Genomic DNA, 25,653 nt, shown 5'->3' with positions numbered 1-25,653 from the left:
CGCTTTTTTTGTTTTGTGCCGCACTTTACCGGAAAAAATTGCTAAGAATTCTTGTCAAAATGTTTGTTTTTAAATCAAAAAAGGAAATTTGGTCAATGTTATAAGGTTTCTATGTTTTATGTTGACTTCTTTGTGAAAATAGTATAAAATTAGTATGTTGTATTTGTACAATGAAAATTTAATAAGGAGGTGCTCCTGTGCCGAGTGCAATGTGGTTTGTCATTGCTGTTGTAATCATTGTGATTATAACTATTATTACTTGGTTTGCTGCTATTTCATATAGAAAGAAAATTGTCGAAGAAAAGATCGGCAGTGCAGAAGACAAAGCAAGAAGAATAATAGATGATGCATTAAAAGTTGCGGAGACGAAGAAACGGGAAGCTTTACTTGAGGCCAAAGAAGAGTCATTAAAGACGAAAAATGAACTCGACAAAGAAACAAAAGAGCGAAGAGCAGAGTTACAGCGTTATGAGAAAAGAGTACTGTCAAAGGAAGAATCCATTGACAAGAAAGCGGATGCAATTGAACGCAGAGAATCAGGATTAACAGCAAAAGAAGAAGAGTTAAAGAAAAAGAGTGTTGAAATTGAAAAGATTAGTGAAAAGAGAGTACAGGAACTGGAGAGAATTTCAGGCCTAACCTCCGAACAAGCAAAAGATTATCTTTTAAAAACTGTTGAAGATGAAGTAAAAAGCGATACAGCCCGTATGATTAAAGAAATGGAATGTAGAGCAAAAGAAGAAGCGAACAAAAAAGCAAAAGAGTACATTGTCACAGCCATTCAAAAATGCGCTGCAGACCACGTAGCAGAGACAACAATCTCTGTGGTACAGCTTCCGAATGATGAAATGAAAGGAAGAATCATTGGTAGAGAAGGTAGAAATATTCGTACCTTAGAAACTTTGACCGGTGTAGATTTGATTATCGATGATACACCAGAAGCAGTAATTTTATCAGGCTTTGATCCAATTAGAAGAGAAGTTGCAAGAATAGCACTTGAAAAGTTAATTGTAGACGGAAGAATTCATCCGGCTAGAATTGAAGAAATGGTAGAAAAAGCACAAAAAGAAGTAGAAGCGATGATTCGCGAAGAAGGTGAATCGGCAACTCTGGAAGTTGGTGTACATGGCATCCATCCTGAGTTAGTACGTTTACTTGGAAGAATGAAATTTAGAACCAGCTATGGCCAGAATGCTTTGAAGCACTCCATAGAAGTGGCACAATTGTCAGGTCTATTAGCAGGAGAAATCGGCGTGGATGTCAGAATGGCAAAACGCGCAGGTTTATTGCATGACATTGGTAAATCCATTGACCATGAAATTGAAGGCTCACACATTCAGATTGGTGCAGACTTATGTAAGAAATATAAAGAGTCCGCTACAGTCATCAATGCAGTAGAATCACATCATGGCGATGTAGAACCAGAATCCTTAATTGCATGTATTGTACAAGCAGCAGATACTATTTCTGCAGCGCGTCCGGGTGCAAGAAGAGAGACTCTGGAAACATATACAAACAGATTAAAACAGTTAGAGGATATTACAAATACCTTCAAAGGGGTAGACAAGTCTTTTGCAATTCAGGCGGGTAGAGAGATTCGCGTAATGGTAGTTCCGGATGTAATCAGTGATAACGACATGGTGCTGTTGGCGAGAGATATTTCAAAGCAGATAGAAGCTGAACTGGAATATCCTGGACAGATTAAAGTCAGCGTTATACGTGAAAGTCGTGTAGTTGATTATGCGAAATAGGAATCCTGTGCAGCTGCAATAGCAGCTTAAAATACAGCGTATTCCAGATATAAAAGAAGTACGATTACTTATTAATCTATGTAGTTATTATATAAAGTGTGTCACGATAATTTTATTATCGATGATGCACTTTTTTATCTTTAAAGATAAAAATGGTCGTTAAGAATGTTATGTTATATGAAATGCTTTCTGAACAGAGGGAGGGATATACTTGGAAACTCGGACAAAAAAGTCATTGGCAATCCTAATAGGTGTTTTGCTGATTTACGCAATGTGTTTTTTAACATATACCTTACATGAAGAAAAGCAATTTAAACATCTTGAGAATGACCTGAAACGGGTTTACTTTACCGGTACTTATCAAAGTAATTCTGATCTGACACCGAAAGAATTCAGAGAAGGCACTGTTATAGATGCGAATCAGAGCAGTAAAGTTACATTGACAGGACGTTTTGACCAGGAGATTAAAGAAAGTCAAAGCCTGCTGTTTCGGATTCCTAATATCAAAGTGAAAATATTTAAAGATGAAAATCAAATCTATTCTTTTGGTGAACCGGGAACTTATCCTGGATTTTCTAAATCTCCTGGAAATACATGGGATATATTCAATTCTCCTGGTATCAAAACGAGTGATGAGATAAGAATTGTGCTTGAAAATATTTATCCAAACAATGTGAAGACTGTATATAACCTTTTCATAGAACAAATATTGTCCGGAGATTCCGGAGTTTTATTTCTTGCGATTTTTCCCAGAGTAGGATTATCGGTGTTCCTGGGTGGGGGCATTTTCCTTTTAGGGTGTCTTTTGCTGATTATCTTAATTTTCCTCCGGGTTATGAAAACGCCTTTTTCCAGAAGACCTTTTTATTTTGCATTTTTAGCTATCATAAGCGGCTTGTGGTTTTTCTTCGACTTTAAAATTATATCGCTGATCATTCCTTACAATATTTTTAATAATATATTAAGTATGATTTGCCTGTCTATGGTCATGCCACTTTTTTGTATGTATATTCTGGAATTTTTGAGTGGTAAGACGAGAATTCCATTGATAATCAGTGTCTATATACAAATCGGTTTTGCGGTTTGTTATCTGATTTGTCAGGGATTGGGGATATATGATGGATATGATTTGCTTAGTCCACTGTTAGTAATAATGGGAATCAGCATTGTGATTGTTTTTGGATGCCTTGTATATGAAACCGTTTTTTATAAAAATTCAGAGGCTAAATTTTTGCTGCTGGTAAGCAGTGTATTACTATTATGTGGTTTTGATGTGGTAAATTACTTCACCAATTATACACCAACTTATTTTATGACAAAAATTTCGTATGGTTTGTTTATGCTGATTCAATTTTTTTATATGCTGCGCTGCATACAGATAAATATAAATGATATTAAAAATGCCAGAATACTGGAAGTGGAGCTTGCACAAAATCGTATTGCTATTGCTATTAGTCAGATCCAGCCCCATTTCCTTTATAATTCCTTAACGGCTATCAAACAACTGTGTGTGATTGATCCGGTCAGGGCAGAGCAGGCGGTGGGAGAGTTTGCCGGTTTTCTGCGGGAGAATCTGGATTCGCTGACCAGTTCCTCTCTCATTTCATTTCATAAGGAGCTGAATCACATTAAAAACTATCTGGCATTGGAACAGCTGCGGTTCGGCAGTCGGCTAAAGGTTCATTACAATATTCAAACATATGATTTTGAATTACCTTCTTTGACGATACAGCCGATAGTAGAAAATGCAGTTCGTTACGGTGTGACAAAAAAGGCAGAGGGTGGAACGATTACGATTTCAACAAAGAATGGGGAAGATACAATAATCATTACTGTGTCTGATGACGGGGCAGGATTCGATATGTATCATAGAAAAGAAGATGGACGTTCCCACATTGGAATTGAAAATGTGAAAAACAGGCTGCAGGCACAGTGTAAAGGTGATCTTACCATTAAAAGTGAATTGGGTAAGGGGACTGTGGTTACGATTCTGATCCATAAAAGATGATGTCATCAGTTGGAATTTTACGCATAAAATGAATATGGCGGGCATATAATAATACCATAAATAACCATAGGAGGCGTAAAATGGCAAGAGGACCCAGAAGAAAGTTGGATGAACAGATCAGAAATGTAGACGAGCAGGTAGCAAAGGCCAGTAGAAAACTGGACGAGTTGTTGGCATTAAAAGAGACATTGGAACAGCAAAAGCGAGAAGAAGAAGTTGGCAGACTATATAATCTTATGGTAGAAAACGGGAAAACCCTGGAAGAGATAGAACAGATTATCTTAGCTTCAACAGAATCTCAGGAAATTGCATAAAGTATAGAAAATAAAAAGACAGCTAAATCAGCTGTCTTTGTTTCTCTTATGTAGATCATCTTGTGTATTTAATCAATCATTAGTAAGTCATCTGGTGTATCTTAACCAATCATTAGTAAGTTATCTGGCGTATCTTAATCAATCATTAGTAAGTTATCTGGTGTATCTTAATCAATCATTAGTAAGTCATCTTGTGTATCTCAATCAATCATTAGTAAGTTATCTTGTGTATGTTAATCAATCATTAGTAAGTCATCTTGTGTATCTCAATCAATCATTAGTAAGTTATCTTGTGTATATTAATCAATCATTAGTAAGTCATCTTGTGTATCTCAATCAATCATTAGTAAGTTATCTGGTGTATTTAATCAATCATTAGCAAAGTTATCTTGTGTATCTTAATCAATCATTAGTAAGTTGTCTTATGTATCTTAATCAATCATTAGTAAGTTGTCTTATGTATCTTAATCAATCATTAGTAAGTTGTCTGGTGTAATTCAATTAATCATTAGTAAGTTATCCGGTGTACCTCAATAAATCATCTGTAGGTTTTCCTATGTATTTCTCAATCTTTTGTAAGTTATCCTGTTTAATTTATCAGATATTCTGATGTTATCTTCTGTAATTTTTTAAAATCTTTTGTACTTTACCGAATCTTTTCGTCTTTTGTGTTTTTATCATTTGTACTTTGCATATCAATTAAGATAAGCGGTCTTTTGTGCTTTATAAATTTATCATTCGTGACATGTATGCCTCGTATGTTTTGTACATCTTTATAATAAAACAAAAAGAGAAAAGAATCAAGAGGAAATTACGGGAATTTTGCAGAAAATTGAAATTTGTAGTGGGGAAAAGGAGATATGTTTGCCGAATTTTGTTCTTCACAGGTTATTTTCCACGGCATATAATAAATGAAAGCAGAAAGTGAGGTTGTTTTAGATGGAAAATTCTAATTACGTTGCTGTATACGGAGTAATCCAGGATATACGGATGTTTGGAAATGAATGCTGTCAGCAGATCGTGTCGATTTTGACAGACAACGGGGTGGTTAATTTTATAATTTCGCCAAATACCTATGTGGTGAATGAAAAGAGACTGCGCAGGGGCATGAATGTGGCTGCTTTTTATGATGTGAACCTTCCGGTTCCGTTAATTTACCCTCCACAGTATCAGGCTGTGATAATTACGGAGAAAAGACCCCAGGAAAATGTAATGGTAGATTATTTTAACAATCGCCTGGAAGCAGTGAACAATTCCTTAAAACTGAACGTTGGACGTGGAACAGATGTGGTGACTCCAAATGGACAGCGGTTTACATGTAATTTACGAAATCGTTTGCTTATTGTATTTTATGGCGCTACGACCAGGAGTATTCCGCCCCAGACAACACCGGATAAGATTATCGTAATGTGTTGATTTGGCTTTTCTTGTTATGATATGGACATTCCCGGCATAGAATAATAGTAAAGGGCCGGGAGTGTTTAAAGATGAAAAAAATAGATTGGATAGGGAAACATTTTTGGATATTTGCCGGAGTTTTCTTTCTGGGTTTTCTGGGGGGGATCCTCTGGACAAATTTTGCGGGGGATGTTTATATTAATCAGACAGGAATACTAAGCAATTATTTTATCAGACAGTATAAGTATATGGAGCTGGATTTGAACAGTTTCTTCTTCTTTGTGCTTGAAAGAAGGTTAAAGTGGATTCTTCTGCTATGGTTATTGGGGTATACTGTAGCCGGACTGCCATGTATATTTATTTTTCTGGTATGGCTAGGATATTCTGCAGGAGTAGTAATTACATTATCCGTATTGAAAATCGGCATGTTTGGGATTTTGTTTTTCATTGCGTCAATCCTGCCACACTGTTTGTTTTATATTCCTGCACTTTTAGTATTTTTGAAATCGGTTTATGAAAAAGCAATCAAAAGGTTTCAAAATAAGAACCATAATCGAAATGTAACCTTCGAATGGAACTATGTTCTGCTTTTAGTGGGAACATTAGGGGTTATGTTATTGGGCATATTCACGGAAAGTTATATCAATCCCTGGATCGTAAGACAGATTTTGAAGATTTATTGAAAATAAAAGGAAATATAATGGCGAATTTTTACCATATGTGGTACATAGCAATAGAGTCGAGGCGATATCTGGTATCTTCAGGTCTATTGCTGTAAATTTAGGTATTTTTGTGTAAAAAAACTATTTGATTTTATGCAGGAATATTATTATAATGTTAACATAATATTAGCTGCGGGGAGATCAAGGGACACGCGTAACCTTGATTTTTCTTATCTTTTTAGAATAATTCCGTTAGGAGCTGTTGACATGACACAAGATATACCACAATTTCTTACTTATTTAATACAAATTAAAAATGCATCGAACAGTACTGTAATGTCTTATCAAAGGGACTTAAAAAAGCTTTTTGCTTTTTTGGATGAAAAGGGAGTAAATGAACCGGAGCAGGTTACGTCTACCAATTTAAATTCTTACGTACTGCATTTGGAGAAGCAGGGACTATCCACTGCAACAGTGTCCAGGAATATTGCATCGATGAAAGCATTTTTTCATTACATGTTCGGATTACATAAGGTCGAAAAAGATCCTACGGATGTGATAAAGGCTCCCCATATAGACAAAAAAGCGCCGGAAGTACTTACCATGGAAGAGGTGGTTCTTCTTTTAGAACAGCCAGGCAGGGCAACGCCAAAAGAAATCAGGGACAAGGCTATGCTGGAACTGCTGTATGCAACCGGTATGCGAGTATCCGAATTGATATCTCTGCGGGTTCAGGACATTAATCTGAATATGGACTATGTGCTTTGCAAAGAAGGAGATAAGGAGCGTTTTATTCCTTTTGGAAAGGCAGCTGAGACTGCACTTAAAAAATATTTGTCCGAAAGCAGGGCTGTATTATTAAAAGACAGTGAAAATGAATGTTTATTTGTGAATTGCTCCGGAAAACCCATGAGCAGACAGGGATTTTGGAAATTGATTAAGCAGTATACCACCAAAGCGAACATTACAAAGGACATTACTCCTCATACACTACGCCATTCATTCGCACTTCATCTGGTACAAAATGGTGCAGATTTAAGGGCGGTACAGGAAATGCTTGGACACTCGGATATTTCTACAACACAGATGTATGTGAATATGAATGCAAACAGGGTGAAAGAGGTATATGCCAAAGCGCATCCGAGAGGATAAACAAAAATGATGTCACTATTTAAGATATAAACAATAATGAAATTACTATTTAAGATAAAAAAATCCGGATACTCAGAAAAATATCTCTGTGTATCCGGATTTATTATGTCAGAATTATTTCTTTTAACACATTTCATGAATCTGGTAAATCAGATCTTCTGATTCCGGCCAGCCAAGACAAGGATCAGTGATAGATTTTCCGTAAACATGATTAGCCGTACCGATCTTCTGGCATCCCGGTTCTATATAACTTTCTACCATTACACCCTTGATCATTTCGTTGATACGTGGATTTACACTGCGGCTGTGCAATACTTCTTTTACAATACGCACCTGCTCTGCATATTGTTTCCCTGAATTGGAATGGTTTGCATCAATGATTGCTGCCGGATTTTTTAAATCCCTTGCGTCATACATTTCTAACAGAAGATTCAAATCCTCATAGTGATAATTTGGCAGGTTGTTGCCATGCTTATTTACGGCACCGCGAAGAATGACGTGAGCCAGGTCATTGCCGGTAGTTTTTACTTCCCAGCCGCGATAGCTGAAGCTGTGTGAACACTGGGCAGCAACTACAGAATTTAGCATTACGGAAAAATCGCCGCTGGTAGGGTTTTTCATACCTGCAGGCACATCCATGCCGCTTACGGTTAGACGATGCTGCTGATCCTCTACGGAACGTGCGCCAATAGCAACGTAGGAGAGTAAATCGGAGAGGTACCGGTAGTTTTCCGGATACAGCATTTCATCAGCGGCTGTCAGTCCGGTTTCTTCAATAGCGCGGATATGTAATTTACGAATAGCGATTAGTCCTGCTAATAAATCCGGTTTTTTTTCAGGATCCGGCTGATGTACCATTCCTTTATAGCCTTCTCCCGTTGTTCTTGGCTTATTTGTATAGATACGGGGTATTAAAATAATCTTGTCGGATACTTTCTCCTGAACCTTTGCCAGGCGGTTAATATAGTCGCAGACAGCATCTTCATTATCAGCAGAACAGGGTCCGATGATTACGAGAAATTTGTCGGATGCACCTGTAAATACGTCTCGGATCATGGCGTCTCTTTTCTGTTTCACATTGGCAACATAATCAGATACTGGATATTCTGTACGGATTTCTTCCGGTGTCGGAAGTTTTTTGATAAAATCAAAGCTCATAATTTCCTCCTCTTTCCCAGGCTCCAAAACAGTCTGGATATGTAAAATTGGGCGGATTTGAATGCTCCGCCGGCCCAGAACGGTCTAAAACAGTTCCATTATAATACATCTATAATAAAAATTCTAGATATTTCTTGTAAAATCAGGTTTAACTTTATTTTCGCATGTGATATGATGGTAAGCGTAAGAAAATAGGAATACATGGCAAGGGAGTGAGGAAGATGGCAGAAAAGAAAAAACCCTATTTTCCAATGTTTGTGGATTTGTCCGAAAAAAAGGTGGTAGTTGTAGGTGCAGGTACCATAGCCAAAAGGAGAATCCGTTCCCTTATTGAATTCACAAACCATTTGGTAGTAATCGCACCGGAAGTAAATCCGGAACTGCAGGAGCTGGAAAGCAGCGGCGTGATTGGAATCCTCAGGAAAAATTATGAGCGTGAAGATATTTATGGGGCAGATATTGTGATCGCTGCCACAAATGATCACAAAACAAATGATGATATCTACAGTGTCTGTAAATGCATGGGGATTACAGTAAATGTATGCAGCGACAAAAATAAGTGCGATTTTTACTTTCCGGGTATAGCCAGGAAAGAGCAGATTGTAGTAGGAGTTACAGCAACAGGAACAGACCACAGGAAAGCAAAAGATGTGGTGGAAAAAGTGAGGCAGATCTTATAGCTGGAGAGGAGCAAGATGGAACAGGGACTAGTTGTGTTAGCCGTGGTAATACTCGTGCTGGTATGCTTTGGCGCATATTGCGTGTTTGATAATAACAGACGGAAGAAGAGCATATTGCGAAAGGCACGTCTGGCATGGGGGCAAAGGCCGGACAGGGAATATGAATATGCGGAATTTGAGGCTATCAGCCATTATTTTGAGTTAAACGGAAAAAAAGGATATGCAATTGATGATATTACCTGGAATGATTTAGACATGGATACAATTTTCATGCTTTTAAATAATACAGGTTCCAGTATTGGAGAAAGCTGTCTGTATGATGTGCTGCGCAGACCATCATTTTCGAAAGAGGAGTTAGAAGAGCGGAACCGTTTAGTTGAGTATTTTATGACTCATAAGGAGGAACGGGAAAAGCTGCAGGTGAGTTTTGGGGAAATGGGAAAATCAGGACGCCGTTCCATGTTTGATTATGTCTATAATCTGGCAGATCTGGAACCCCAGACCAATGCGAAGCATTACATTACGATTCTGATAACAATAGCTATGGCAGCGTTGATTTTTGTCAACCCGCCGTCGGGTGTCGTGGGAATGATCTGCGTACTTGCTTATAGCTGGACATCCTATTTTACAGAGGCAAGGAAGGTATCTCCCTATACGCTTTCCTGTAAAGTAATGGTGCAGCTGATAAAAATGGCCGATCACATAACAAGCACTGACAGTGTGGAAGTGAAAAAATATGTGGAGCAGGCAATTGAGGCAAGGAAGAAGTTCAATAAGTTTAAACGTAATACATTCTTTTTACTGGCGGGAAGTGCCAGCAGTGACCGTGGCGGTGGTGTAGGGAATATTATAGTGGATTATGTAAATTACACATTTCATATCGATATGATTCAGTTTCGTACCGTAATTAAAGAACTAAAAGATAACCTGGAAAGCTTTAAAGTCATGGTGGACAATATGGGAATGCTGGAAGTTGCAATTGCCATCGCATCTTTTCGAACCATGATGGAGGATTATGCCATTCCCGAACTTTCAGATTCCAAAGATGCATTTCTGGAAGCACATGACCTTTATCACCCAATGATTGATAACCCTGTGAAAAATTCCATCACTGCAAATAAAGGTGTACTATTGACCGGATCCAATGCTTCGGGTAAATCTACATTTTTGAAAACCGTAGCCATTAATGGAATTCTGGCACAGACCATTTATACCTGTATGGCAACAACTTTTAAATCGAATTTTTACGAAGTGTATTCTTCCATGGCATTAAGAGATGACCTGATGAGCCAGGAGAGCTATTACATTGTAGAGATTAAATCCTTAAAACGTATTCTGGATAAGATGGAAGAGGGAAAGCCAATTATGTGCTTTGTGGATGAGGTACTCAGGGGAACGAATACTGTAGAACGTATTGCGGCTTCTTCCCAGATACTGAAAAGTATGGCACAAAGTTATATTTTAAGCTTTGCGGCAACCCATGATATCGAGCTGACACATATTCTGGAACAGGATTATGACAATTACCATTTCCAGGAAGAAGTCTATAAAAATGATATTTTATTTGATTATAAGCTGTATTCAGGAAGGGCAACATCCAGAAATGCGATCAAGCTGCTGAGCATTATCGGATATGAAAAAGAGATTATTAATAATGCCGAAAATACAGCGAAGAGGTTTATTGAGACCGGAGAATGGTCTCTGTAATTGAAAAGATTCAAAGGATTTAAAGGAGGAGTAAAATGCTGGTAAAAATTTATACCGACGGTGCGGCAAGAGGAAATCCCGACGGACCAGGGGGCTATGGAACGATTCTGATCTGTGTGGATGCTCAGGGGCAGGAACATAAAAGGGAATACAGCCAGGGATATGTGAAGACTACCAATAACCGTATGGAGCTGATGGCTGCAATTGTGGGGCTGGAAGCCCTGAACCGTCCCTGCCAGGTAGAGCTGTATTCTGACTCTAAATATGTGGTAGATGCATTTAACCAAAAATGGATTGACGGCTGGCTTAAGAAGAACTGGAAACGGGGAAAAAATGAACCGGTTAAGAATATAGATCTGTGGAAAAGGCTTCTTGCTGCAAAAGAGCCGCATGAAGTGAAATTCATCTGGGTGAAGGGGCATGATGGCCATGCACAAAACGAGAGATGTGATGAATTAGCTACTACAGCAGCAGATGGCAGAAATCTGATCGTAGACGAAGGATTAATGCAGTAAAAGTTACCTGGGTTAAGGAGAAAGATATATGTGTGTTATGAAAAAGTTATTTAAGGGAGGGATCTTTCTATTTGCACTAGTATTACTATTTGTTCCGGTATCGGTGCAGGCGGCGAAAAAAGGGATGGAGATCCAAAGCTGTATGATTAATACGGCAAACAGGAATCAGGTGGTGATTCGTGCGAAAGGCTCTGTGTCTGCATCGGGTACGGATGGAAAGTATTACTTGTTTGCATTAAGGCCTTATGCCTCCAGAATAAAGGGAAGCACCAAGCCATTGGCATCCTGTAGGCGTAGTAAATCCATTGGGCTTAAGGCTGCATTGAACAAGGATAAGCCCGACAGTGTACTTTACAATAAGTTTGTCATTGCAGTGAAGAGAAAGTCCGGAGGATATGAGATTGTCAGCGATCCGTCTTATATTACCAATCCGGATGCGGCAGCAAAATACCGCTATGCTTTTCCAAAAGCAACATCTAAAAAAGGGCTGCAGGTTAGTCCGCAAATGCTGGCAGATGCAGAAGATCTGGGGATTAAGCACGCAGCAGTTAACATTCTGATGGATGAATTTATGGTAGATGAATGGCAGAAAAATGACAGTAATGCATATCGTTATAATTTTGAAGGAAAGACTTACTGGTTTTCCAAGTCAGGCTGCAGTGGTGTGGATTCACAGGTGAGAAGCCTGACACAAAGCAATGTGGTTGTCTCGGGAATCCTGCTTCTGCGTGGTGAGCCACAGGCATCTGTGCTGGTTCCGCCGGGTGCCCAGGGTGGAGCAGAAGCTTATTATGGGCTGAATACCATGAATGAAGAAGGGGTTAAGAATCTGTCGGCGCTGGTTTCATTCCTGGGAGAGCGTTATATGGGCTCGTCCAAAGCAAATGGCAGGATATCTAACTGGATAGTAGGCAATGAAGTAGATTATTATATCCGGTACAATTATATGGGCGGAATGTCAAGGTCCAAATATACGAAAAGCTATGCCAGAAGTTTCCGGGTGATATCCACAGCTCTGAGAAGTATCTACAGCAATGCACGGGTATATATTCCTTTGACAAACTGCTGGAACCAATTACAGCCAAACGGAGGATCCTATACAGCAAAAAGTACCCTGGACGGCTTTGTAGGTGCTTTGAAAAAAGAGGGGAATATACCATGGAATGTGGCATATCATGCTTACCCGCAGCCGCTGACTGACCCTGTTTTCTGGGATGATATCGGCTGGGGCAGCAGCAGCTCCCAATATATTACCATGAATAATATCAAAGTATTGACTGATTATGTAAAAAAGAAGAATAAAAATTGCAGAGTAATTTTGTCAGAACAGGGATTTTCCTCTTATACAGGCGGTCGTGGAAAAGATGAAAAATTGCAGGCGGCAGCTTATGCCTATGCTTATTACATCACGGAGTTCAACAGCCAGATTGATTCCCTGATTATTACCAGGCATGTTGATCATGTGGAAGAAGAAAATCAGGGGATTTTTGCCGGAATCTGGAGTAATCGTCCGGGTCAGACTGAAAACGCATATAAGCAAAAAAGAATCTGGGATGTATTTAAATACATTGATACAACGGCATCAGAAACTATTAGTAAATTTGCATTAAAAGAAATCGGTATTTCAAGCTGGAGCAGCAAGATTTCAGGGTTTAACTGGAGCAGATTTAAAAAGATGACCACCTATAATAACGGGAACCTTTATCTGGTTAAGAAGAGTAAGGGGCAGAAGAACCTTGCTAATCTCTGGAACTATACATATAACGGAGGTACGGATTCCTCCGGAAATGAAACTACACTTAATGTGGACAGTAATGCAAATAATAATTTATACCGCGGTGTGGGACAAAAATTTAAAAAGCCGCTGAGCTTTAAGTCGAGAAGCCGTTTTATCTTCGATATCATGGTCAGTGGAACCAGGGCAAAGGAAGCAGATGTAAGGGTCCGCTTTTTCAACGGAAAGCATATATTTGAAGCTGCCTCATCCATTTTAACCAGCAGAAAGCAACAGTTCTCAGCAGACTTATCAAAGTGGAAATACAGACAGAAGGTATCGAAGATTCAAGTCTGGGTGAAACCGGCAAGAGGAGTTTCCTGGAAGACGAATGGTAAAATTACAATTGCAAATCTGAAACAGGCATCCAGGATCAGCTCTGTTTATATATCCGGATTTAAATCCAGCCTTCAAGTTGGTAAAAAGATGCAGTTGAAAGTAAAAGGAGTTTCTCAAAAAGTAACATGGGTAAGCAGTAAGCCATCTATTGCCACAATTAATAAAAAAGGCTTGGTAAAAGCAAAGAAAAAGGGCATGGTGACCATCAAAGCGATGATCGGGCAAGATATGATTACCAGGTCATTGCAGGTAAAATAAAAATACCCGTTGACAAAACCGAAAACGGCTCTTATAATGAATGCATTAGATAAGGCGATGATAAGAATAAGTAGCAATAAGAGGTATCATACAGAAAGCAGCCGGTTGATGAGAGGCGCATGAGAGACTTGTTGTGAATACCTCTTTGAGCTGCGTACCGAACTTTTAATATATATTGAAAAAGTAGGCTGCGACGGATTGTGCACACGTTATAGTGACAAAGTATAGAATTTCTGTACTTAGAGAGGCAGACAGTGCGAGCTGGCTGTGAAAAAAGGTGGTAACACGTGAGTTTTTACTCTCGTCCTTTTCAATTTAAAGGGCGGGAGTTTTTTTGTGGGTAAAAACAGATGCTCGTCCTACTTGAAATACACAAACCCATATGTTATATTAAAAACAGTGAATTAGGAGGAATGATGATGGCAGCAAATGTATTCGATATTTTAAAAGAAAGAGGATTTATCGAACAAACAACACACGAGGAAGAAATACGCGAATTATTAGGTAAGGAGTCCGTAACATTTTATATTGGTTTTGATGCGACGGCAGACAGCCTTACCGCAGGACATTTCCTCACCGTTATGGCTATGATGCATATGCAGCAGGCCGGACACAGGCCAATTGCTCTTTTAGGCGGCGGTACCACTATGATCGGAGACCCATCCGGAAAATCTGACATGCGTTCCATGATGACAATGGAAACAATTCAACACAATGCTAAGAGATTCCAAGAGCAGTTATCCAGATTTATTGATTTTGACAATGATAAAGCAATCATTGCCAATAATGCAGACTGGCTTTTGGATTTAAATTATGTAGAATTCTTAAGAGAGGTCGGCGTTCATTTTTCTGTAAATAAAATGCTCACTGCGGACTGCTACAAGCAGAGAATGGAGAAAGGACTTACTTTCTTTGAATTTAACTACATGTTAATGCAGTCCTACGATTTCTGGAAATTAAACAAAATGTATGATTGTAAAATGGAATTAGGCGGCAATGATCAGTGGTCCAACATTATCGGAGGTGTGGAACTGATCCGTAGAAAAGAACAGAAGCCGGCATTTGGACTTACCTTCAAACTTCTGACAACCAGTGAGGGGATTAAAATGGGTAAAACCATGAAGGGAGCCGTATGGCTTGATCCGGAAAAGACTTCTCCTTACGAATTCTACCAGTACTGGAGAAACATTGAGGATGTAAAAGTAGAAGAGTGTCTTGGACTGTTAACCTTCCTTCCGATGGATGAAGTCCGCAGGCTGGGAGCGCTGGAAGGTGCAGAAATCAATCATGCGAAAGATGTTCTGGCATTTGAAATAACCAAGATTGTCCACGGGGAAGAAGAAGCGAAAAAAGCACAGGATGCAGCACGTGCATTATTTGCAGACGGAGGCAAATCAAAGGACATGCCCACCACGGTTTACAGCAAAGCAGAACTGGATGAAGGAAAAGACCTGATTACACTTCTGGTTGAGACCAAACTGGCAGCGTCACGTTCCGAAGGACGAAGAATTATACTCCAGGGCGGTGTCAGCGTAAATGATGTAAAAGTAACGGAAATTGACCGTAAGTTTACTTCTGCTGACTTGGATGCAGACGGTGTTTTAATGATTAAAAAAGGGAAAAAGGGGTATCATCAAATTAAGGTGGACTAATATCACATCAGCCGGCAGGCAGCGTTAAACGTTGCTGCCGGCCAGAGCGTGTTTGAATAATCATTGTACCAGTCTGCACGCTCTTAACCACAATTTATGGAGGTAGCTAAATGGAATTTTGGGTAGTGTTTATACAAACAGTAGTGAAGATGATTCTGGTAGCAGCAGTAGCATTCGGGGGAATAAGATTTGGCAAGTTTCTGCGAGACCGCAAGGATGCAAAAGTTGCTGCAGAGCAGGTGAGTACGTCTATGCAGAAATAAAGTGTGTTCCGATACAGGTAAGACACGATCTAGCGGTCTAAATATAAACAACGAAGGATAATCAGGAGGATAGATTTGTGAAGAAATACGGTGTAAATGAACTGCGTAAAATGTTCTTGGAATATTTTGAAAGTAAGGGACATTTAGCAATGAAGAGCTTTTCTCTGGTTCCGCATAATGATAAAAGCTTATTATTGATCAATTCGGGAATGGCTCCATTAAAGCCATATTTTACAGGTGCGGAGATTCCGCCGAGAAAGAGAGTAACTACCTGTCAGAAATGTATCCGTACAGGCGATATTGAAAATGTAGGCAAAACAGCAAGGCATGGTACATTTTTTGAAATGCTTGGTAATTTCTCTTTTGGGGATTATTTTAAAAGTGAAGCTATTGCATGGTCTTGGGAGTTTTTGACAAAAGTAGTCGGTCTGGATGAGAACAGATTATATCCGTCAATTTATCAGGATGACGAAGAAGCATTTGAGATCTGGAATAAAGAAATCGGTATTGCACCCGAACGTATTTTCCGCTTTGGTAAGGCTGATAACTATTGGGAGCACGGTGCCGGACCTTGTGGTCCATGTTCCGAGATTTATTATGACCGCGGTGAAGAGTACGGCTGCGGAAGCCCTGATTGTACCGTTGGATGTGAATGCGACCGCTATATGGAAGTATGGAACAACGTATTCACTCAGTTTGAAAGCGATGGAGAAGGCAACTATGCAGAACTGCAGCAGAAGAATATCGATACCGGTATGGGATTGGAAAGACTGGCTGTTGTAGTTCAGGGAGTAGATTCTATTTTTGATGTAGACACCATAGCAACACTGCGTAACAAAGTCTGTGAACTTGCAAATGTTAAATACAAAGAAAATGATGAATCAGATGTATCGATCCGTTTGATTACAGATCATATCCGTTCTGCAACATTCATGATTTCCGACGGAATTATGCCGACAAATGAAGGCAGAGGATATGTTCTTCGCCGTCTGATCCGCCGTGGGGCCCGTCATGGACGTTTACTTGGAATCAAAGGTAAATTCCTGGCTGATTTAAGTGCTACAGTTATTGCAGAATCCAAAGACGGATATCCGGAACTGGATGAAAAGAAAGACTTTATCTTCAAAGTACTGACACAGGAAGAAGATAAATTTAATAAAACAATTGATCAGGGTCTCACGATTCTTGCAGGAATGCAGGAAGATATGGAAAAAGCAGGAGAGAAGACATTGTCTGGTGTAAATGCATTTACCCTGTATGACACATATGGCTTCCCGCTGGATCTGACAAAAGAGATTCTGGAAGAAAAGGGCTATACCATCGATGAAGAGGGATTTAAAGCAGAGATGGAAGAACAGAGGAAGAAAGCCCGCGCTGCCCGTGAAGTGACAAACTATATGGGTGCGGATGCTACGGTTTATGATGAAATTGATCCATCTGTGACTACGGAATTTGTAGGATATGACAGCTTGAGCGTGTCTTCTAAGATTACAGTTCTCACAACAGATAAAGAAATTGTGGAAGCAATTGCGGATGGGGAAGTAGGAACGATTTTCGTAGAGCAGACTCCTTTCTATGCTACCATGGGTGGTCAGGAAGGCGATAAAGGTATTATTAAGACTGCTGATGCAGAATTTGCAGTGGAAGATACTATTAAGCTGCTGGGAGGCAAAGTAGGTCATGTAGGTAAAGTAATAAAAGGTATGTTCAAAGTAAATGATACCGTTACGCTGGAAGTGAGTGCAAAGAACAGAACAAATACCTGCAAAAACCACAGTGCCACCCACTTACTGCAAAAAGCATTAAAGACAGTATTAGGTGCTCATGTTGAACAGAAAGGTTCTCTTGTAACTCCGGACCGTCTTCGTTTTGATTTTGCGCATTTTGCCGCTATGACAGAAGAAGAGATTGCAAAGACAGAAGCTCTTGTAAATGAAGAAATTCAGGCAGCGCTTCCGGTGGTGACACAAGTAATGAATGTGGAAGAAGCCAAAAAGAGCGGTGCGATGGCACTGTTTGGTGAAAAATATGCCGATGATGTGCGCGTGGTTTCCATGGGTGATTTCTCAAAAGAATTATGTGGTGGTACCCATGTTGCAAATACCGGTGTTATTACAACGTTCAAGATTGTTTCGGAAGCAGGGATTGCAGCAGGTGTCCGCCGTATCGAGGCACTGACTGGCGATGGTGTATTTGCATATTATAAAGAGATGGAAGAAGAGCTGCTGGAAGCTGCCAAACTGGTAAAAGCAACTCCCGCAACTTTGTTAGACAAACTGAACCACATGACAGCGGAAGCAAAAGCGATGCAGAGTGAAATTGATTCTCTGAAGAGCAAGCTTGCAAAAGATGCACTTGGAGACGTTATGGATCAGGTAGTAGAAGTAAAGGGTATTAAACTATTGGCAGCAAAACTTGCAGATGTAGATATGAACGGACTTCGCGATCTTGGAGACCAGTTGAAAGAAAAACTGGGAGAAGGCGTAATCGTTCTGACATCCGTTACCGATGGAAAAGTAAGCCTTCTTGCAATGGCAACCGATCAAGCTTGCAAACAGGGCGCACATGCAGGTAATCTGATTAAAGGAATTGCAGCTCTTGTTGGCGGTGGCGGCGGCGGCCGTCCGAACATGGCTCAGGCAGGCGGAAAGAACCCTGCGGGTGTGGATGATGCAATTGCTAAGGTAAGAGAAGTACTGGAAAGTCAGCTTCAGTAAAAAAAATTGCAAAATTAGTTGACGTATGTAAAAAATATGATATAATAACTATTAGTGCAATAAAAATACCCGTACAGTTGTATTATGCACAATCTACAACTGGAGGGAGGTTAGGTGTGAGACTATGTCGAATGTAATCGTAAAAGAGAATGAGACTTTAGATAGCGCTTTACGTCGTTTTAAAAGAAACTGCGCTAAAGCTGGTATCCAGCAGGAAATTCGTAAAAGAGAACATTACGAAAAACCAAGCGTAAGACGTAAGAAAAAATCTGAAGCTGCTCGTAAACGTAAATTTAATTAATTTGTGCAGTTAAAATCCTTGGCCATAGTTTAGATTATGGTCAAGGATTTTTTAAAGGAAAAATTTGAAAGAAAATTGCTTTCAAACTACTAATTAAGGAATAGCATAAGCCAGCTTGCGCTGTTCAGGGGTAAAATTATGAAAAAAATACTAAAGCTTGTTTTCAGCAGGCTGTTTTATGTTGGAGTTGCTATTTGTTTTCAAGTCTTCTGGATTGTACTTATGGCATATCGATTGGAACGAATGTTTCCGGTGTTATCTGTATTTATAACGGTAGCTTGTATAGCTGCAGTTCTATGGATTGTCAATAAACGTATGAATCCGTCTTATAAGCTGGCATGGACCATGCTGATTTTGTCGGTTCCTGTTTTTGGAGCAGTGATTTACCTGATTTTTGGAAAATCCAGACTGGCAAGCGAAACCCAGAAAAAATTTGATAATGAAGTAAAAAAAACAGATGTTGTTCTGAAAGAAAAGAAAGATGTCAGGGAGAATTTAAATGAACTGGATTATCATATGGATAACCAGTCTAAATATATCCGTGATTATGCCGGATTTCCGGTATATCAAAATACAGAGACGGAATACTTCAGAATTGGGGAAGAGCTGTATAAAAGCCTGATACAGGAGTTGGAGAGGGCAGAACATTTTATCTTTATGGAATACTTCATCATAGATAAGGGGATGATGTGGGAGTCTGTATTGGAGATTCTGGTGAGAAAAGTAGCCGAAGGAGTAGATGTCCGGCTGATTTATGATGATATGGGATGCGTTAATACCCTGCCTGCGCAGTTTTACAAACAGCTTCAGGCAAAAGGAATCAAATGCGCAGCTTTTAATCCCTTCCGCCCCATTGTATCCGTAATCATGAATAATCGTGACCACAGGAAGATAACTGTTATTGATGGGCACACCAGCTTCACCGGGGGAATTAACCTCGCCGACGAGTATATAAACCGTAAGAAGCGTTTTGGCCACTGGAAAGATACCGGGGTTATGTTAAAAGGAGAAGCGGTACGGAATTTTACGGTTATGTTCATTCAGATGTGGAATGTAATTACCGGTATGGAAGATAAATTAGAAAATTATATGCCTCACGTATATCATAAAGAACCATTTAGAGGGGAAGGCTTTGTTCAGCCTTACGCAGATACCCCATTGGATGATGAAATCGTGGGAGAAAATGTTTACATAAATGCAATTACAAAGGCTAAGCGGTATGTCTATATTTTCACTCCTTATCTGATTATCGACAATGAGATGATGACAGCGCTGTGCCTGGCTGCAAAAAATGGAGTGGATGTAAGAATTGTTACACCAGGGATACCGGATAAGAAGATGGTCTTCTTACTGACCCAGTCTTACTATGCACAGCTCCTGGAAGCAGGAGTGAAGATCTATGAATATCAGCCTGGATTTATACATGCCAAATCCTTTGTCTGTGATGATGAACTGGCAATTGTAGGCACTATTAATATGGATTATAGAAGCCTGTATCTGCATTTTGAATGTGCCGTCTGGATGTACAGAACGAAAGCGGTGATGCAGCTTAAGAAAGATGTTTTTGAAACCATAGAAGTAAGTACCAGAATAACGGAGGAATTCTGCAGAGAGCGTAATATTGTAATCCGCGGCCTGCAAAATTTACTACGCTTATTTGCTCCTTTATTATAAAAATTTTATATTATTAATTTTTTTTAAGTTTCTCTAAGTTTTCCTAAAGTGTATAGTATATTTAGAAAAAGTATGATAAGATAATTGCAAATCAGGACAAGTTACTGAAATATTTGAAAAAGATGAGCAAAGGGGAGTGAATATATGCCTTGGAATTATCCGGTTATAGGAACGGACATTTATCATATCGTACAGTGGTTTTTTATATATAGTATTTTAGGCTGGGTTGTAGAATCCATTTATATGTCATTTTGTGAAAAGAGATGGGTAAACCGCGGATTTATCTTTGGACCGATCTGCCCGATCTATGGTTTTGGAGCTGTGGCTGCTTATTTTATATTAGAGCCGTTAGCAGGAAATTATGTGGTACTGTTTATTGCGGGAAGCCTTCTGGCCACTGGCTGGGAATGGTTCGTAGCAAAAGTAATGTTACATATTTTTGGTGAAGTATGGTGGGATTACTCTAACAAACCTTTTAACTATAAAGGAATTTTATGTCTGGAAAGTTCGATTGCATGGGGTTTTTACACCATTATATTATTTACTTTCCTGCAAAAGGGAGTCATGATGATGGCCGACAGCTACAGTTATAAAGTAGGCTGTGTGGCAGCCGGTATCTTAATGGTTTATTACATGATCGATTTTACCATTCACCTTTGTAAAGCCAAATTCCCGTCTGTGCCAAAACGTGCCAGAAAGTTTCGGGACAGCCTTGTGAACTTTTATCGGGGATGATTTTCAGAAAACTGAATAAAAGAAGCATAAACCGCTCTCAAATCGCTTATATTTAGGTATAGAATGATTTGGGAGCGGTTATTTTTATGAAGAGATGGTTAGCATTATTTATGGCTGTCATTCTGCTTTTTCAAAATGTTGCAATTGTAAAAGCAGAAGAAGAGACAGCATCGGATGCTGCGGTGACGATTGAAGCGCCATCCGCAGTGTTAATGGAAGCTTCAACGGGAACAATACTTTATGAAAAAGATGCACATCAGAAATTAAACCCTGCCAGTGTCACAAAGATTATGACACTGCTGCTGATATTTGAGGCATTAGATGCAGGTAAGATTAAAATGGACGAGGAAGTGGTTACCAGTGCTCATGCAAAGTCTATGGGCGGATCACAGGTTTACCTGGAAGAAGGAGAGAAACAGACAGTTGAGACCTTGATAAAATGTATCGTTATTGCTTCCGGAAATGATGCTGCGGTAACAATGGCAGAAAGAATTTCAGGCAGTGAAGAGGAATTTGTCCGTCAAATGAACCAAAGAGCAAAACAACTGGGAATGAATGATACTAATTTTATTGACTGCTGCGGTCTTACCGATTCACCGGATCATTATACATCGGCATACGATGTTGCAGTGATGTCCAGAGAACTGGTTACAAATTACCCTAAGATCTATGAATACTCTACTATATGGATGGAAAATATTACCCATGTAACGAATAAAGGTTCTTCAGAATTTGGACTGACTAATACGAACAAACTTCTGCGCAGCTATGATGGATGCATGGGACTTAAAACCGGAAGTACCAGTACGGCAAAGTATTGTCTTTCGGCTACGGCGATCCGTAACGATATTGAGTTAATCAGCGTGATTTTAAAGGCTCCGGATACGAAAACCCGGTTTAACAATGCTGCAACACTTTTAAACTATGGATTCGGAAAGTGTGCCCTGTACATAGACAAGAATGATGATAAACTGCCGATGCTCACAGTGAAAAAGGGGGTAGAAGATCAGGCAGGCTGTAACTACGAAGGCGAATTCCGATATCTGGATACAAAAGGACAGGATTTATCACAGATAAAAAAAGAGATTAAAATGAGTGAAGAGATTACAGCACCGGTAAAAAAAGGTGATGTAGCAGGAAAAGCAGTATATCTCATTAATGGAAAAGAGATCGGAAGTGTAAATATTCTGTTTGACCGGGATATTGAAGAAGCAGGATTTTTGGATTGTCTGAAAGAAGCCTGGGAAGAATATTGTTTCTAAAGGGTATTGGAATGAGGGCCTCGAAAGGGGCTCTTTTCATTTTTGTAAAACTATGATATACTTTTGAAAACCCAAACGGGTTTTTTAAAGATGAAATTATATGGAGAATAAATGAGAAAATTTAAAATAGCAACATATAAAATAAAGACAATGCAAAAAAATAATTCCCCCAGCCGTCCGGTGAGAATAGTGGTACTTGCGGATTTGCACTGCACGGTTTACGGGGAAAATAATATCCGGCTGATACAGGCAGTATATAAAATTAATCCCGATATAGTTATGGTAGTAGGTGATATGCTGGTATCCAAACCGGATAAGCCTACGGATATGGATTCCACAGTGTTTCTGCTAAAAGCCCTGGTAAAGAAGTATCCGGTCTATTACAGCAATGGGAACCATGAATACCGGATGAAAATATATCCGCAGATTTACGGAGATGTCTATGAACGGTTTCAAAAGGAGATCCGTTCCATAGGCGTTGTCCTGTTGGAAAATGAAAGATGTCTCTGCAAGGCGGCAGGAATGAAAATGATTATTCACGGATATGAACTGGATAAGCGGTTTTTTAAACGTTTTTCCAGGGAAAAGCTGGGCGTGGAGGAAATGAACCAGGCTCTTGGAAGACCGGATGAAAAAGGATATCATATTCTGCTGGCTCATAATCCGGTATTTTTTAAAACTTATGCCAGCTGGGGGGCAGATTTAACCTTATCGGGGCATTTGCATGGAGGAATGATACGCCTTCCGCTGCTGGGCGGTGTTATCAGTCCACAGGTACAAATATTTCCAAAGTATGATAAGGGGCTCTTTCATATAGGAAGACATCAATTAGTAGTAAGCGCAGGGCTAGGCAGCCATTCCATCAAACTGCGGTTTCATAACCCTACCGAGCTGGTTGTTGTGGAATTGCAGTAATTTGCTTGCAAATCTTAAGAAAACTTAGTACAATAAAGAATATGCGTTTTCCACATAAAGTGGAGAAGAGACTTAGATTAGTAAAAGAAGGCAGGAAATATTATGGGAATTCCCGTCAAGCTAGAGGCATTTGAAGGTCCGCTGGATCTGCTCTTGCATTTGATTGATAAAAATAAAGTTAGTATCTATGATATTCCCATTGTGGAAATCACCAGACAGTATCTGGAATATATACAGGAAATGGAACGGCAGGACTTAGGCGTAATGAGTGAGTTTTTGGTTATGGCGGCTACCTTAATCGATATCAAGTCCCGGATGCTCCTTCCCAAAGAAGTAAATGAAGAGGGGGAAGAAGAAGATCCCCGGCAGGAGCTGGTAGAACAGCTGCTGCAGTATAAATTGTTTAAATACATGTCTTATGAATTGCGTGACCGCCAGGAAGATGCCCAATTATTTTTATATAAGCCTCCAACCGTACCGGATGAGGTAGAAGAGTACCGCGAGCCGATCCATTTAGAAGAACTGCTTTCGGGAGTGACGCTGGCAAAACTGAATGCGATATTTAAAGCGGTAATGAAACGGCAGGAGAACAGAATTGACCCGATTCGAAGCACCTTTGGAAATCTGGAAAAAGAAGAAGTCAGTCTGGATGATAAAATGGAGTTCGTGGAACAGTATGTACTGACCCGGAAATCCTGCAGATTTCGTGATCTGTTGGTATTACAGACCAGTAAAATACATGTAATTGTTGCTTTTTTAGCCATTCTGGAACTAATGAAAGTGGGTAAAATCAATATCATGCAGCAGGATATCTTTGATGATATCTACATAACGGCCAATTAAGTGTAAATTGTAAGACAGAAAATTATTTCTGATACGTATTTGGGGGATGTTATAAGCAGGCTTATGATATGCATACGATGAAGTGTAAAGGAAAAGCGAGGAATACGAGTGGATTTAAAGAAGACAGAAGCTGCAATTGAGGCGATTCTCTTTACTATGGGAGAATCCGTGGAAGTGGATAAAATTGCAAAAGCAGTAGAACAGGATTCAGAAACAACTAAAAAAATAATACATAATATGATGGACCGTTATCAGACGGAAGAGCGTGGCATTCAGATCATAGAATTGGAAAATGCCTTTCAAATGTGTACAAAGAAGGATATGTATGAGTATCTGATTCGAATTGCAAAGCAGCCGAAAAAAATGGTTTTAACGGATGTTGCACTGGAGACTCTTTCCATTATAGCATATAAACAGCCAATCACAAAAATGGAGATTGAAAAAATCCGTGGTGTTAAGAGCGACCATGCAGTGAATAAGCTGATTGAATATAATCTTGTAAAAGAACTGGGGCGGCTGGATGCACCGGGACGTCCGCTTTTATTTGGAACAACAGAAGAATTCTTAAGGAATTTCGGGGTACACTCTTTAGAGGATCTGCCAACTGTAAATCCCGTGCAATTAGAGGATTTTAAGGCAGAGGCTGAAGAAGAAATTCAATTAAAACTGAATATCTAGAGTGGTTTACAGGCTCTGGAGTACAGATGGGAGAGTTTTTATGCCTACAACTTATGCACATGATGCTTTTGGAAAAATTGTTTATCAAAAGCTTCCGGAAGAAATGAAACAGATAATAGGAAATGAAAGAACCGCATATTTGATCGGACTGCATGGACCTGATATACTTTTCTATAACAGACCCTTTTGTAATAACCCAATCAGCCAGAAGGGACACGAGATGCATGACGAGATTGCATCTGTCTTCTTTGCGGAATGCAAGAAAAAATATATGCAGGAAGAAAGTGAGATACTCCTTGCGTATATGTTTGGATTTGTATGTCATTATATGCTGGACAGTACCTGTCATCCATATATAAATGAATATATCGAGAAGACAGGGGTATCCCACGACGAAATCGAAACAGAGTTCGACCGTGAATTGATGGAACGCAATAACCGCAATCCTTTCCGTTTCCATCCCTCCGATTCAATTCACCTGGAAAAAGAAACAATCAGGGAAATTGCCAATGCGCTGTCAGATATCAGCGAATGCCAGGTGCGCCATTGCTTAAAAGCAATGAAGTTCTATACGAATATAACGGTCTGCTCCAACTGTTTTAAGAGAAATCTTTTTCTTAATCTGGCTCATTTTACGAAAGCATCTGATGCAATTCAGGGTAGAATTATAAAAAAGAAGAAAAGCAAACGCTGTGAGGAAAGTAACCAGATGCTTTTGCATTTGTTTAGGCTGGCGGTACCGGAGACGGTTACGGTAATGGAAGATTTTTATAATACCATTACGGATATGGACTACCTCAATTACCGTTTTGAAAGAAACTACAAATAAATGGAGATACTCTGAAATACTTTATAATATTCTTTCACATCCAACATATACTAGTAGAAAAGCCATAG

The 25,653-nt window shown here is 39.5% G+C and carries 22 protein-coding genes and 1 other annotated feature; of the genes, 21 read left to right on the top strand and 1 reads right to left on the bottom strand.

Annotated elements, in window-relative coordinates; genetic code table 11:
* Window positions 1-209 precede the first annotated feature (209 nt).
* The 6 genes from rny (at window position 210) to xerD (ending at window position 7,285) form a co-directional block, all read left to right on the top strand.
* The gene (gene rny, locus RHS_RS01680; protein WP_027294704.1) at window positions 210-1,751 is read left to right on the top strand and encodes a ribonuclease Y; all 1,542 of its coding nucleotides are present in this window, start codon (window positions 210-212) and stop codon (window positions 1,749-1,751) included.
* 211 nt (window positions 1,752-1,962) lie between these two features.
* Window positions 1,963-3,759 carry a sensor histidine kinase gene (locus RHS_RS29875; protein WP_395020986.1) on the top strand — a complete coding sequence of 599 codons (1,797 nt, stop codon included), beginning with the start codon at window positions 1,963-1,965 and terminating at the stop codon, window positions 3,757-3,759.
* A gap of 80 nt (window positions 3,760-3,839) precedes the next feature.
* On the top strand, window positions 3,840-4,073 hold the full coding sequence (locus tag RHS_RS01670) for a hypothetical protein (RefSeq protein WP_027294703.1): 234 nt from the start codon (window positions 3,840-3,842) through the stop codon (window positions 4,071-4,073).
* A 939-nt stretch (window positions 4,074-5,012) separates the two neighbouring features.
* Window positions 5,013-5,489 carry a hypothetical protein gene (locus RHS_RS01665; protein WP_047832172.1) on the top strand — a complete coding sequence of 159 codons (477 nt, stop codon included), beginning with the start codon at window positions 5,013-5,015 and terminating at the stop codon, window positions 5,487-5,489.
* 71 nt (window positions 5,490-5,560) lie between these two features.
* A complete protein-coding gene (locus RHS_RS01660) occupies window positions 5,561-6,154 on the top strand; it encodes a stage II sporulation protein M (RefSeq protein ID WP_027294701.1) in 594 nt (197 codons plus the stop codon).
* A 246-nt stretch (window positions 6,155-6,400) separates the two neighbouring features.
* Entirely contained in the window at window positions 6,401-7,285 is an 885-nt protein-coding gene (gene xerD, locus RHS_RS01655) for a site-specific tyrosine recombinase XerD (RefSeq protein WP_027294700.1), read from the top strand.
* 123 nt (window positions 7,286-7,408) lie between these two features.
* Here xerD and RHS_RS01650 read toward each other — a convergent pair whose 3' ends face one another.
* On the bottom strand, window positions 7,409-8,443 hold the full coding sequence (locus tag RHS_RS01650) for a 3-deoxy-7-phosphoheptulonate synthase (protein WP_044297040.1): 1,035 nt from the start codon (window positions 8,441-8,443) through the stop codon (window positions 7,409-7,411).
* A 221-nt stretch (window positions 8,444-8,664) separates the two neighbouring features.
* Between RHS_RS01650 and RHS_RS01645 the strand changes: the two genes are divergently transcribed.
* From RHS_RS01645 to RHS_RS01580, 15 genes are all read left to right on the top strand, one after another.
* The gene (locus RHS_RS01645; protein ID WP_027294698.1) at window positions 8,665-9,123 is read left to right on the top strand and encodes a bifunctional precorrin-2 dehydrogenase/sirohydrochlorin ferrochelatase; all 459 of its coding nucleotides are present in this window, start codon (window positions 8,665-8,667) and stop codon (window positions 9,121-9,123) included.
* A 15-nt stretch (window positions 9,124-9,138) separates the two neighbouring features.
* Window positions 9,139-10,830: a hypothetical protein gene (locus tag RHS_RS01640; protein WP_044297038.1), complete on the top strand. Its 1,692-nt coding sequence runs from the start codon at window positions 9,139-9,141 to the stop codon at window positions 10,828-10,830.
* A 35-nt stretch (window positions 10,831-10,865) separates the two neighbouring features.
* On the top strand, window positions 10,866-11,345 hold the full coding sequence (gene rnhA / locus RHS_RS01635; RefSeq protein ID WP_027294696.1) for a ribonuclease HI: 480 nt from the start codon (window positions 10,866-10,868) through the stop codon (window positions 11,343-11,345).
* A 28-nt stretch (window positions 11,346-11,373) separates the two neighbouring features.
* Complete coding sequence (locus RHS_RS01630) at window positions 11,374-13,716, top strand: DUF5722 domain-containing protein (protein WP_047832171.1); 2,343 nt, start codon at window positions 11,374-11,376, stop codon at window positions 13,714-13,716.
* A 48-nt stretch (window positions 13,717-13,764) separates the two neighbouring features.
* Window positions 13,765-14,028: a binding site (T-box leader), on the top strand.
* A 107-nt stretch (window positions 14,029-14,135) separates the two neighbouring features.
* Window positions 14,136-15,368 carry a tyrosine--tRNA ligase gene (tyrS, locus tag RHS_RS01625; RefSeq protein WP_027294694.1) on the top strand — a complete coding sequence of 411 codons (1,233 nt, stop codon included), beginning with the start codon at window positions 14,136-14,138 and terminating at the stop codon, window positions 15,366-15,368.
* Window positions 15,369-15,478: 110 nt separating this feature from the next.
* Complete coding sequence (locus RHS_RS29870; protein ID WP_197041669.1) at window positions 15,479-15,631, top strand: hypothetical protein; 153 nt, start codon at window positions 15,479-15,481, stop codon at window positions 15,629-15,631.
* A 77-nt stretch (window positions 15,632-15,708) separates the two neighbouring features.
* Window positions 15,709-18,348 (top strand): alanine--tRNA ligase, encoded by a 2,640-nt coding sequence (alaS, locus tag RHS_RS01620; protein WP_044297036.1) that lies wholly within the window; start codon window positions 15,709-15,711, stop codon window positions 18,346-18,348.
* Window positions 18,349-18,472: 124 nt separating this feature from the next.
* Complete coding sequence (gene rpsU / locus RHS_RS01615) at window positions 18,473-18,649, top strand: 30S ribosomal protein S21 (RefSeq protein ID WP_006864570.1); 177 nt, start codon at window positions 18,473-18,475, stop codon at window positions 18,647-18,649.
* A 138-nt stretch (window positions 18,650-18,787) separates the two neighbouring features.
* Window positions 18,788-20,323, top strand: a complete 1,536-nt coding sequence (gene cls, locus RHS_RS01610; protein ID WP_047832170.1) for a cardiolipin synthase — start codon at window positions 18,788-18,790, stop codon at window positions 20,321-20,323.
* Between the two features lie 144 nt (window positions 20,324-20,467).
* Window positions 20,468-21,058, top strand: coding sequence for a putative ABC transporter permease (locus tag RHS_RS01605; protein WP_027294687.1), 591 nt, complete (start codon window positions 20,468-20,470; stop codon window positions 21,056-21,058).
* Between the two features lie 86 nt (window positions 21,059-21,144).
* Complete coding sequence (locus RHS_RS01600) at window positions 21,145-22,320, top strand: D-alanyl-D-alanine carboxypeptidase family protein (RefSeq protein ID WP_044289447.1); 1,176 nt, start codon at window positions 21,145-21,147, stop codon at window positions 22,318-22,320.
* A gap of 111 nt (window positions 22,321-22,431) precedes the next feature.
* Window positions 22,432-23,235 (top strand): metallophosphoesterase, encoded by an 804-nt coding sequence (locus tag RHS_RS01595; protein WP_047832169.1) that lies wholly within the window; start codon window positions 22,432-22,434, stop codon window positions 23,233-23,235.
* A gap of 102 nt (window positions 23,236-23,337) precedes the next feature.
* Complete coding sequence (locus RHS_RS01590) at window positions 23,338-24,078, top strand: ScpA family protein (protein ID WP_027294685.1); 741 nt, start codon at window positions 23,338-23,340, stop codon at window positions 24,076-24,078.
* Between the two features lie 108 nt (window positions 24,079-24,186).
* On the top strand, window positions 24,187-24,756 hold the full coding sequence (gene scpB, locus RHS_RS01585; RefSeq protein ID WP_027294684.1) for an SMC-Scp complex subunit ScpB: 570 nt from the start codon (window positions 24,187-24,189) through the stop codon (window positions 24,754-24,756).
* Between the two features lie 40 nt (window positions 24,757-24,796).
* A complete protein-coding gene (locus RHS_RS01580; protein WP_027294683.1) occupies window positions 24,797-25,585 on the top strand; it encodes a zinc dependent phospholipase C family protein in 789 nt (262 codons plus the stop codon).
* Window positions 25,586-25,653 lie beyond the last annotated feature (68 nt).

The organism is Robinsoniella sp. RHS, assembly GCF_001029355.1.
GTDB lineage: Bacteria > Bacillota > Clostridia > Lachnospirales > Lachnospiraceae > Robinsoniella > Robinsoniella peoriensis.
This window is presented reverse-complemented; position numbering and strand designations above follow the sequence as displayed.

Coding starts and splice junctions, on each gene's coding strand:
- RHS_RS29870 (WP_197041669.1), top strand. CDS start 15,479: ATGGAATTTTGGGTAGTGTTTATACAAACAGTAGTGAAGATGATTCTG.
- RHS_RS01580 (WP_027294683.1), top strand. CDS start 24,797: ATGCCTACAACTTATGCACATGATGCTTTTGGAAAAATTGTTTATCAA.
- rpsU (WP_006864570.1), top strand. CDS start 18,473: ATGTCGAATGTAATCGTAAAAGAGAATGAGACTTTAGATAGCGCTTTA.
- rnhA (WP_027294696.1), top strand. CDS start 10,866: ATGCTGGTAAAAATTTATACCGACGGTGCGGCAAGAGGAAATCCCGAC.
- RHS_RS01665 (WP_047832172.1), top strand. CDS start 5,013: ATGGAAAATTCTAATTACGTTGCTGTATACGGAGTAATCCAGGATATA.
- RHS_RS01650 (WP_044297040.1), bottom strand. CDS start 8,443: ATGAGCTTTGATTTTATCAAAAAACTTCCGACACCGGAAGAAATCCGT.
- RHS_RS01630 (WP_047832171.1), top strand. CDS start 11,374: ATGTGTGTTATGAAAAAGTTATTTAAGGGAGGGATCTTTCTATTTGCA.
- RHS_RS01605 (WP_027294687.1), top strand. CDS start 20,468: ATGCCTTGGAATTATCCGGTTATAGGAACGGACATTTATCATATCGTA.
- RHS_RS01600 (WP_044289447.1), top strand. CDS start 21,145: ATGAAGAGATGGTTAGCATTATTTATGGCTGTCATTCTGCTTTTTCAA.
- cls (WP_047832170.1), top strand. CDS start 18,788: ATGAAAAAAATACTAAAGCTTGTTTTCAGCAGGCTGTTTTATGTTGGA.
- RHS_RS01670 (WP_027294703.1), top strand. CDS start 3,840: ATGGCAAGAGGACCCAGAAGAAAGTTGGATGAACAGATCAGAAATGTA.
- RHS_RS01595 (WP_047832169.1), top strand. CDS start 22,432: ATGAGAAAATTTAAAATAGCAACATATAAAATAAAGACAATGCAAAAA.
- rny (WP_027294704.1), top strand. CDS start 210: ATGTGGTTTGTCATTGCTGTTGTAATCATTGTGATTATAACTATTATT.
- RHS_RS01645 (WP_027294698.1), top strand. CDS start 8,665: ATGGCAGAAAAGAAAAAACCCTATTTTCCAATGTTTGTGGATTTGTCC.
- RHS_RS01640 (WP_044297038.1), top strand. CDS start 9,139: ATGGAACAGGGACTAGTTGTGTTAGCCGTGGTAATACTCGTGCTGGTA.
- RHS_RS01660 (WP_027294701.1), top strand. CDS start 5,561: ATGAAAAAAATAGATTGGATAGGGAAACATTTTTGGATATTTGCCGGA.
- xerD (WP_027294700.1), top strand. CDS start 6,401: ATGACACAAGATATACCACAATTTCTTACTTATTTAATACAAATTAAA.
- tyrS (WP_027294694.1), top strand. CDS start 14,136: ATGGCAGCAAATGTATTCGATATTTTAAAAGAAAGAGGATTTATCGAA.
- RHS_RS01590 (WP_027294685.1), top strand. CDS start 23,338: ATGGGAATTCCCGTCAAGCTAGAGGCATTTGAAGGTCCGCTGGATCTG.